General features: G+C 65.0%; 6 protein-coding genes. 5 read left to right on the top strand and 1 reads right to left on the bottom strand.

Going from position 1 to position 8,513, the window contains the following annotated elements; translation table 11 throughout:
• Nucleotides 1-424: 424 nt before the first annotated feature.
• Together AB4Y86_RS06390 and AB4Y86_RS06385 are read left to right on the top strand one after the other, a co-directional pair.
• On the top strand, nt 425-1,537 hold the full coding sequence (locus AB4Y86_RS06390; RefSeq protein ID WP_441401123.1) for an IS110 family transposase: 1,113 nt from the start codon (nt 425-427) through the stop codon (nt 1,535-1,537).
• Nucleotides 1,538-2,686: 1,149 nt separating this feature from the next.
• On the top strand, nt 2,687-4,039 hold the full coding sequence (locus AB4Y86_RS06385; protein ID WP_441401121.1) for a ParB/RepB/Spo0J family partition protein: 1,353 nt from the start codon (nt 2,687-2,689) through the stop codon (nt 4,037-4,039).
• Between the two features lie 516 nt (nt 4,040-4,555).
• On the opposite strand, the gene AB4Y86_RS06380 is transcribed toward AB4Y86_RS06385, so the two are convergent.
• Complete coding sequence (locus AB4Y86_RS06380; RefSeq protein WP_441401119.1) at nt 4,556-4,855, bottom strand: hypothetical protein; 300 nt, start codon at nt 4,853-4,855, stop codon at nt 4,556-4,558.
• 227 nt (nt 4,856-5,082) lie between these two features.
• On the opposite strand from AB4Y86_RS06380, the gene mobC reads away from it, so the two are divergent.
• From mobC to AB4Y86_RS06365, 3 genes are read left to right on the top strand one after another with little or no spacing between them, the layout of a single operon-like run.
• The gene (gene mobC, locus AB4Y86_RS06375) at nt 5,083-5,472 is read left to right on the top strand and encodes a plasmid mobilization relaxosome protein MobC (RefSeq protein ID WP_441401117.1); all 390 of its coding nucleotides are present in this window, start codon (nt 5,083-5,085) and stop codon (nt 5,470-5,472) included.
• 2 nt (nt 5,473-5,474) lie between these two features.
• Nucleotides 5,475-7,115, top strand: coding sequence for a relaxase/mobilization nuclease domain-containing protein (locus tag AB4Y86_RS06370; protein ID WP_441401115.1), 1,641 nt, complete (start codon nt 5,475-5,477; stop codon nt 7,113-7,115).
• 29 nt (nt 7,116-7,144) lie between these two features.
• Entirely contained in the window at nt 7,145-8,377 is a 1,233-nt protein-coding gene (locus AB4Y86_RS06365) for a hypothetical protein (protein ID WP_441401113.1), read from the top strand.
• The last annotated feature ends 136 nt before the right edge of the window (nt 8,378-8,513 follow it).

Genomic DNA, 8,513 nt, shown 5'->3' with positions numbered 1-8,513 from the left:
GGGCAGGAAATGTCCCTCCGGCGCTCCTGCGTCGCTGAATTCCTCCAGGAATTTCCTGCCCCTTGCCTGCGGTAGACAGGCCTCCGTCGGCCGCCGAGCAAGCGAGCTTGCCAGCAACAAAAAAACAACTGTGAGTCTTGCAGTGGCTGGTCTGGGACTAGCTGGCAGTGTTGATGCCGGTCGTTCTGCCTCGCGCGTGACTCGAAAAAACAATTGCCCCTTGAGGGTGCATTTCCCCCGACTTGTCCGCGCCGGGTCGAGCGACCGGCGTTGACCTGCCCCACGACGGTGGCTTGATTAGAAGCTTGCCCAGCCCCTGCGGTTGTGGCTCATCACAGTATTGCCTCGAAGTGACTCCTCCCAGGTCGGTGCCGGTCGTGATGCGACCAGTCTTGCCCGTTCGAAAGGAAGGAGGGTGGCCGCGTTGACTATCGTTGCGCAGACCCGCCCATTCGTAATCGGCGTGGACTGCCACGCCCGCACACACACTTACGCCATCATCGAGGCCAGCACCAAGCGACGGGTCGGGTGCGAGCAGTTCCCGACCACCTCGGCAGGGATTTCCCGCGCACTTGCCTGGGTAGGCCGACGGACAGACGGCGATATGGCCAGTCTTTGGGCCGCTGAGGGCATTGCCTCTTATGGGGCACGTCTGGCCCGGGCAGTAACGGACGCCGGCTACGACGTCGCCGAAGCTCCACGGATGAACGCCCGAGGCCGCCGGGGGATCGGCAAATCTGACCCGCTGGACGCCGCCGCCATTGGAACCGCTGTCTTGAGCCTGGAGGAGTCCCAGCTCCGGGTTCCGCGCCGGGATGAAGGAACCCGTGCCGGACTCAGAATCTTGAGCGCAGCCCGGGAACAGTTGACCCGGGAACGAACAGTGAATGTCAACGCACTTACTGCTTTGCTTCGGGCGCATGATCTGGGAATCGACGCCCGTAAACCGCTGGTTCCCGCCCAGATCGCCACAATCACCAGATGGCGGGAACGAGACGAGCCGATCGAAGTATCGATCGCGCGCGAGGAAGCAGTTCGGTTGGCGCGCCGTGTGCTCGAAGTGACCACTCAGCTGGCTGCGAACCAGAAGCGCATGACAGTGCTGATCCAGCAAAGCCCCGCTGCGCCGCTGTTGGAGATGGTGGGCGCCGGGGCTGTCACAGTCGCCACCGTCTTGACAGCTTGGTCGCATCCAGGAAGGGTTCGCAGCGAAGCTGCCTTCGCCTCCCTGGCCGGGGTGAATCCATTGCCAGCCTCAAGCGGTAACACTGTCCGGCACAGGCTTAACCGGGGTGGTGATAGGCGCCTCAACCGAGCCTTGCACACCATCACGATGACCCGGATGGTCCATGACCCCGGAACCCGGGATTACGTCGCCAAACGCACCCAAGAAGGCCGCAGCTACCGCGAAATCCGCAGATCCCTCAAGCGCTACATCGCCCGAACGCTCTACCGCCAGCTCAACGCCCTTTACGCCACCGCGGAACCGGCCCCATCCCACGTTGTCGGGGCAGATGGTTCAGGTGGTGTCCCTTAAAGGATCGGCTTACGCGCGGCGAGGTGACAGTCAGTGCTGCAATAAAATGCCGCCATTTAGCGCTGAGATTCATACCCTTGAGGTTGTGAACGCGGTAGCCTCGAAACGTGCTCCGCGCGCGGATGCGGCAGCAGCCGCGATCGATAGGGTCGGTGTACCGTCAGGAACAAGTCCCCACGGCGCCGGACATCACGTACCAGAGTCTTCGTCGCACGCCGGGGAGACTCAGCGACTTGTTTGAGGAGAGATGACAACAGTGGGAATCACCCCAGGCGTCCTGGTCGCAGTCTTTGTCACCCTGTTCGTGGTCTTTGTCGCTCTGTACGTCATCCGCCGAAGGAAGTGATCACTCGGCGGCCAAGCCCCTCACAACCGCACGGGGAAGAACAGCTAAGGAAGCTGATTATCCGGGAATTCACTACCGACAGTTTGACCACGATAGCGGGGTCCTCGCTGTCGTGGTCGTAATCGCTGCGAACTCGTTCTCTTTCTGGGCTCGATGGAGCGTTGAGTGCCCGGTGAAGGATCCCTCTGCGTGCATTCTGCCGCAATCAGGGTGTCCCCGTCAGCCGCCAGAATAAGGGGCTGAATCCGGTGTAAAAGGAGGGGTTCCCGGGCTGGAACGCGCCGCGGGTCCCGTCGTCCAAAGTCTGACAGCCCGTCGTCTCATACCAGAGGTCAAAATCCCCACCCTGACCGAAATGAAAGTCGATGATGGCCGCCGCGCCGGGCAGGGCCGCAGGGCAGGCAACCGGCCCTTCAGGACCCTTCAGCGCGACGCCGGCTACCGCCGTTTTCAACCGTGTGGCATCCGGCGCGGAAAGTCGAACCTGCTTCTTCGGGGCGCCGGGCCCACCCCCGAAGCGGCCCCCTTCCCGTACAGGCAGATCAACGCCCCGTCCACGGCGCCTTCCGGGACGAGAGTGCTGCCAGAGGGGAGGGCGTTGGCCACGTCCCGTGCCGGGCCCAGACTGCCAGAGCAACCAGCGGCCAAGACAACTTTCAGCTGCGGCATCTTGACCCGCGCCCGCGCCCGCGCCCGTTTCCACCCGCTTGACAGACATAGAAGCGTCGGGGGAGCAGGGGAGCTGGCCGGTCACCTAAGCCGCCCCACCCACCCCAACTTCTCGGACAAGAAGGAGCAACACCATGAACGCCACACCCATCCTTGAAATGCTCGACCCGGCCACCCTGACCGTGGACATCAACGTCCGCAAAGACGCGGCCCTGACCCCGGATTTCCTTGCCAGCATCAAAGAGCACGGCGTGATGGAACCCGTCATCGCCCACCGCAAAGACAACGGGACCGTGCATGTCCTGATGGGACAGCGCCGCACCCGCGCCGCCGTCGCGGCCGGGCGGGCGAGCATCCCGGTGATGATCATCGAGTCCCCCGAGGAAGCCGAACGGATCGTGACGCAGGTCGTGGAGAACATCCAGCGCGCCGAGCTGACCGAAGCGGACGAGGCAGAGGCCTACCACCAGCTGTCGCTGATCGGCGTGTCAGCCGCCGCGATCGCCAAGAAGACCGGGCGGACCAAGACCACCGTGGAAGGGGCCTTGAAGGCCAAGTCCTCGAGCGCCGGATCCGCCGCCCTGGGCAAGGGATACACCATCGATGAAGCGCTCATCATGGCCGAATTTGAAGGGAACCAGGACGCCACGGAGGAATTGGAGTCCGTGATCGCGGACGAACCCGATCAGCTCCTGCACGTCGCGCAGATGCTCCGGGACCGCCGCGACCGCGCGGCCGCCCTCGCGGCCCTGACTGCCGAGCTGGAAGCCGCCGGGACCACCGTGGTCGAACGCGCCGGATACGACGGGGACAGCGAGAACGTCCGGGTGTCCTCGCTGAACCGGAGCGACGGGGAACCGGCCACCGAGGAGGACGCCAACGCCGTGCACATTGTCACGTCCTACAACGGCCATCACTCCACCGTCCCGGTCGTGGCCGGATGGAAGGACCTGGGTTTCACGCTCCGGTCCAGCGGCTACGGGCCTTCAGCGGCGAACAAGGGTCCGATGACGGAGGAGCAGAAGGCCGAGCGGAAAACCCTGATCGAAAATAACAAGCTGATGCAGTCGGCTACTGTGGTCCGCCGCGACTTCGTGAAGACGCTTCTGGCGAAGAAGCGGCCGCCCAAGGGTTGGCAGCACTTCACCGTCCACGCCATCACCCACCATCCTGAGACGGCCAGCGGCTACGAGGGAACCGTCGCCGCCGAGATGGCAGGAGCCAAGACGGGGGAGAGCCCGGACCGGTGGGGCTGGAACCCGTTGCGGGACCACGTGGCCAAGTCCACGGCCCGGCCCGAGGTATCCCTGATCGCGCTGGTCTGCGCCGGGTATGAGAAGACCATCGCGAAGGACTCATGGCGGTCCCCGAGCATCCGCCACATCGACTACCTGACCCGGCTCATTGCCTGGGGGTATACGGCCAGCCCGGTCGAGCAGATCATCCTCGACAGCGCCGCACCCGCACCCGAACACGAAGCCGCATAAGAGCCCCGTGCCGGGCGGGCTCCCGCCGCCCGGCACGGCCGCTGGCCACGCGCCACTTGAAGGCCAGGAACCCTTCCAGAGGTCGGGCGGTCCGCCGCACGATGCGAACCAAAGTTGCTGGTCACCTGCGGCGGACCGCCGTTGACGCGACCGCCGGGAACCATCCAGGTGCCGCGGCTCTTCCCGGCAGACCACGAGCCCGCAAGGTGGCACCACGCGCACAATACGATGACCCGTCAGCCGTTCAGACTCGGCGCAACCCTTCAGCTAATCTGGATCACAGATTTCCTTTGTCCGAGGAGCAGAAAAGGACCGGCCAGGCCGGTCCCTTTCTGTTTAACCCGGCCCGCTCCATACAGAGACTGTGCACAGCCACCGCTTACCCGGGGTGACGTGCGCTGGGGAGGGTGACGTGGTGGTTGTGTGCAGACGGTCAGGTGGGTCCCGTCGTCCAGATGTGTGCGGGAAAAGCCCGCAGGAAATAGCTTTTGCCGTGCCCAGGTGGGCGAGGGGTTGCTACTCCGAGCCGCCAGACGCGGGGGCCGGCTCGTGGGCGGTCTTCCGGCCGCGTGGACGTCCGCCGGTCTTCTTGGCCGGGGCGTTCAGGCCGAAGCTGCGCAGGTCGGATTCGGTCCAGTCTGCGCGCAGGGCTGCCTGGTAGTCCTTGGCGTATTTCTGTTCCGCCGCAGCGAGCAGCTGAGCGGCTTCCTGGACCTCGACACCGCTGGCTGCGGCCATCTTGACGGCGAAAACTTTGGCACTCCGGGCGGCGTCGATCTTGGCGGCGGCTTTTGCGGCGATGTCGTTAATGTCCATGCTCAGACCCTACCGGCCACGGCTGACAGCCGCGTGCACGGTTTTCAAAAGCCGTGCACGCGGCGCGAAAAAACCTCCAAACACAGCCATGCGGAGCAAGCTATACATTTACACGGGTGTAAATGGCGTGTCGCTCACGCGCCTGCGGCGGTTTGTTTGGCACACTCGTTGGTGTGGTCCCCGGTTTCGGGGTTGCTGCGCTGGGCTTTCAAGGGACGGGGGAGTGAGTGACTGAGCAGAATGAGTCCCGTCCGCGCCTGTCCAAACGCCGCCGTGAAAACTCGCCGGCGGGGACGAAGAAGCGCCGCGAAGTGTGGGTCACCGTTGAGGAAGAAGCCGCACTCGTCGCCAGGGCTGAGCGGGAGAAGGTCACCGTCCCGAACCTGCTGATTTCAACAGCGCTGTCGGAGCACTCGGAATCACCGACGGAACGCCGCGCCATTGCTGCGGAACTGATGTCCCTGCACAATCTGCTGGCCCGTTCTTCGAACAACATCAACCAGCTGGCACGGCAGGCCAACGCCACGGGCGAGTTCCCTGCCGAGGCGCACGAGGCACTCAAGCACATACGCTCCGTTGCCATGCGCATTGATGACGCCATTGACGGGCTGATGTAGGGATGATTCCGAACATCACCCGCGGTTCGCGTATGGGCGGGCTCATGGTTTACCTGACCTCTACGGACGCCAATAAGACGAAGAACGCCCACGCCGATCCGCACCTGGTCGCCGGGGATGCGGCCATTATGGCGTGGTACGACGACGGTGTGTTGGACCGTGACGATGCCCTGGCTATTGCCAAGCATCTGGACCGCCCGCGCAAGGCTTATGACGTCTCGGTGCAAATCAAAGACATGCAGTGGAATGCGGCCAAGAAGGAGCGCGTCCACGTCGGGTACAAGGACGCCAGTGTGTGGCACTGCTCGCTGAGCCTGAGGGCCGAAGAGGGCGCACTGACGGACCAGCAGTGGGGCGATATCGCGAACGACTTTGTTGATGCCATGGGCTTCACGGAAGCCAGCGGGAAGGCACGGTGTCGGTGGGCCGCGGTGAACCACGGCACGAGTGAGAACGGCAACCACCACATCCATATCGCCGTGTCCCTGGTCCGTGAGGACGGCACCAAGGCCTCCACCCATGGTGACTACAAACGCGCTCAGGAAACCTGCCGTGAGCTGGAGGTCAAGTACGGGCTGGAACAGCTCTCCACCGTGCACGCCACCCGTGGTTACGACCGGGCCGAGAAGGCCACCGCCGTCCGGAACGACCGGGAAATGCACCGGTCATCCCTGGCACGGAAAGTCCGGGCCAGCGCCAGCGCTTCCGGGTCTGAAGCGGAGTTCGTCCGCCGTGCCCGGGACACCGGCCTGCTGGTGCGGCCGCGCTACGCGAAGAACACCACCGACGTCATTGTCGGGTACTCCGTGGCCGAACGCCCCGCCCGGGGCGATCGTCCGATTTGGTTCGGCGGCGGGACCCTCGCCTCCGACCTGAGACTCGGGGCCCTCAGGGAGGAATGGCCCGACACCCCGCAGCTGGCCACGGAAGCCGCAGCGGAATGGAACGCGGCCGCACGGAACAGGCGAACGGTCTCCCGGACCGGGCCTGAGCATGCAACGCCCACGGCGGAGGCATGGGTGGAGTACACCCGCAACGCGGCCGACCTGGCCGACCAGCTGCGCAGCATTCCGCGTGATGATCACGCGACCTGGGCGAAGGCTGCACGGGACGTATCCGGGGCGTTCGCGGCATGGTCCTGCCGGCTTGAACCGACGCCGGGTCCGTTGGCGGCCACCGCCGCTGAACTGTCCCGCACCGCCCAGTTGCGCGCACCCCGGCAGCACAGCAAACCTGTCGCTCTCCCGTCGATTGCCGGGACGGCCATGTTGTTCATGGCCGCGGCCAGCAAGGACAAGACGGCCGCGCAAACAGCCCTCATGGTGCAGCTGATCAACACCGCCTTCGCCGTGTATGAAATGCATGCCCAGTCCGGACGGACCCGCGAGGCGCAGCGTATCCGGTCCGTGGTCGAAGAGCGGTTGGCTCCGTTCACCGGGACGATGCCCAGGCCGGTTTTGGTGGGTGCCGGGCAGCGACCGGCCCCCGACGCGGGAGTGGCGCCGAGGGCGATCGATATCGCCCGGCGCGGAATGGTCCCCATCCGTCCCGGATCAGTAGTGCCGACGACCCCAACGCCGGCCACGCCGGCGAAGACCTCCCAGCCCGGCCGGCGCGACGCCGGTCCGGGCCTCGACCGATAGACCACCACTACCAACTGCAAGGGGACAGCATGAGTGAATCAGATGGAATGGATGACGTCCTGGACGGCGGGCTGCGGCAGTCGCTGCTGATCGCCTCACGCATTGCCGAGACACTGGCACGCCGGCGCCAGGAGAGCCAGCGTCAGATCGAACACCAGGATGCCCAGGTGGCGCACGAAGCCCGGTCACGCCTCGGGGCCGAACAGAGCACCGCGCACGCGGCCCTGGCCCCCGTGGAGAAGGACCAATGGTGGGACAAGGCGCAGCCGGGCGACATTGCCGCGGCCCACGCCGTCGCTGAAGGCTGGAAGGACCGCGACCCGGCCGCGCTGGCCGCCTCCGAAAAGATCCGTCGGGAAGTGCTCACCCGCTACGGCATCGATACCCGCGACGTCGGCGCTGACGCCGCCTATCTGGAGTCAGGGATCGAGAGCATCACCACGGAAAAGGACCGGCAGGACGAACTGGACCGCAGCCAGGAAGAGACACGCAAGGCCGCCGCCGAACACGAGAAGGCCATGCAGCTGCTCGCCGCGGCCCGCGCCGAAGAACTCCGGGCCCGGGCCGCCACGCTGGCCCCGGAAATGGAACGCCACCAAGTACCCGTCGATCACCTGGCTAACCCCGAGCTGGCCCAGGCATTGCAGGCCGGCCACAGCGCCAGGACCCCCAAAGCACTGGAAGCAGCGGACGCTACCGTGCACGAACGACTCTTCCTCATCGGCAAGGATGGGATCAACGGTCCCGACATTGACCAGCTGCGGAAAGAGACCACCGCGAACGTCAGCGGTGTCGGGGACTCGCACTTCGAGGATCCCGAGTTCGTCAAAGCCGCCAAGGAGATGCACGAAGCCAAACTCCTGGCAGAGGGCGGTTTCACAGCCTCCGAAAGGACGCCAGTGGGACAGCGCTACGAACGCGCCGAGAAGGAACTCTTCGCCCGCATGGAACGACTCGACCGAGAGATCGAGCGCCGCGTCACCGGAAATGGCAGCAGCCGGCTCAGAGACCACGGCCTTATAGCGGAGAACACGTCGGCCGCCACTTACGGTTCAGCCGAACATCACGAGACATTCGCTGAGGCTCTCAAGCAGAGCGGCGCGAATGACAGGCAGATTCGCGGGCGCCTTACCGCGGCACGCAGCGAAGGCACCCACCCCAGCGCAGCAGTGAGCATGGGCAACAGCGCCACCAAGGCCAGGAAGTCACGTACAGGAGCCGCCGTGGGCTCCGAGAGTGGCAAGAACGGTCTTGCCCGCTAGGTCTTAATTGAGTGGGTCAGGAAGCGGATGTCTCCGCTAGGGTTATTCGTCCGCTAGCTTGCGAACGCGACCGGGCTGCTGGCGCTGGGCATAGAGGAGGCCGCCACCAAGGGTGACGGCCTCCTCTATGCTATGC

Source organism: Arthrobacter sp. 2YAF22_2, assembly GCF_052114645.1.
Taxonomy (GTDB): Bacteria; Actinomycetota; Actinomycetes; order Actinomycetales; family Micrococcaceae; genus Arthrobacter.
This window is presented reverse-complemented; position numbering and strand designations above follow the sequence as displayed.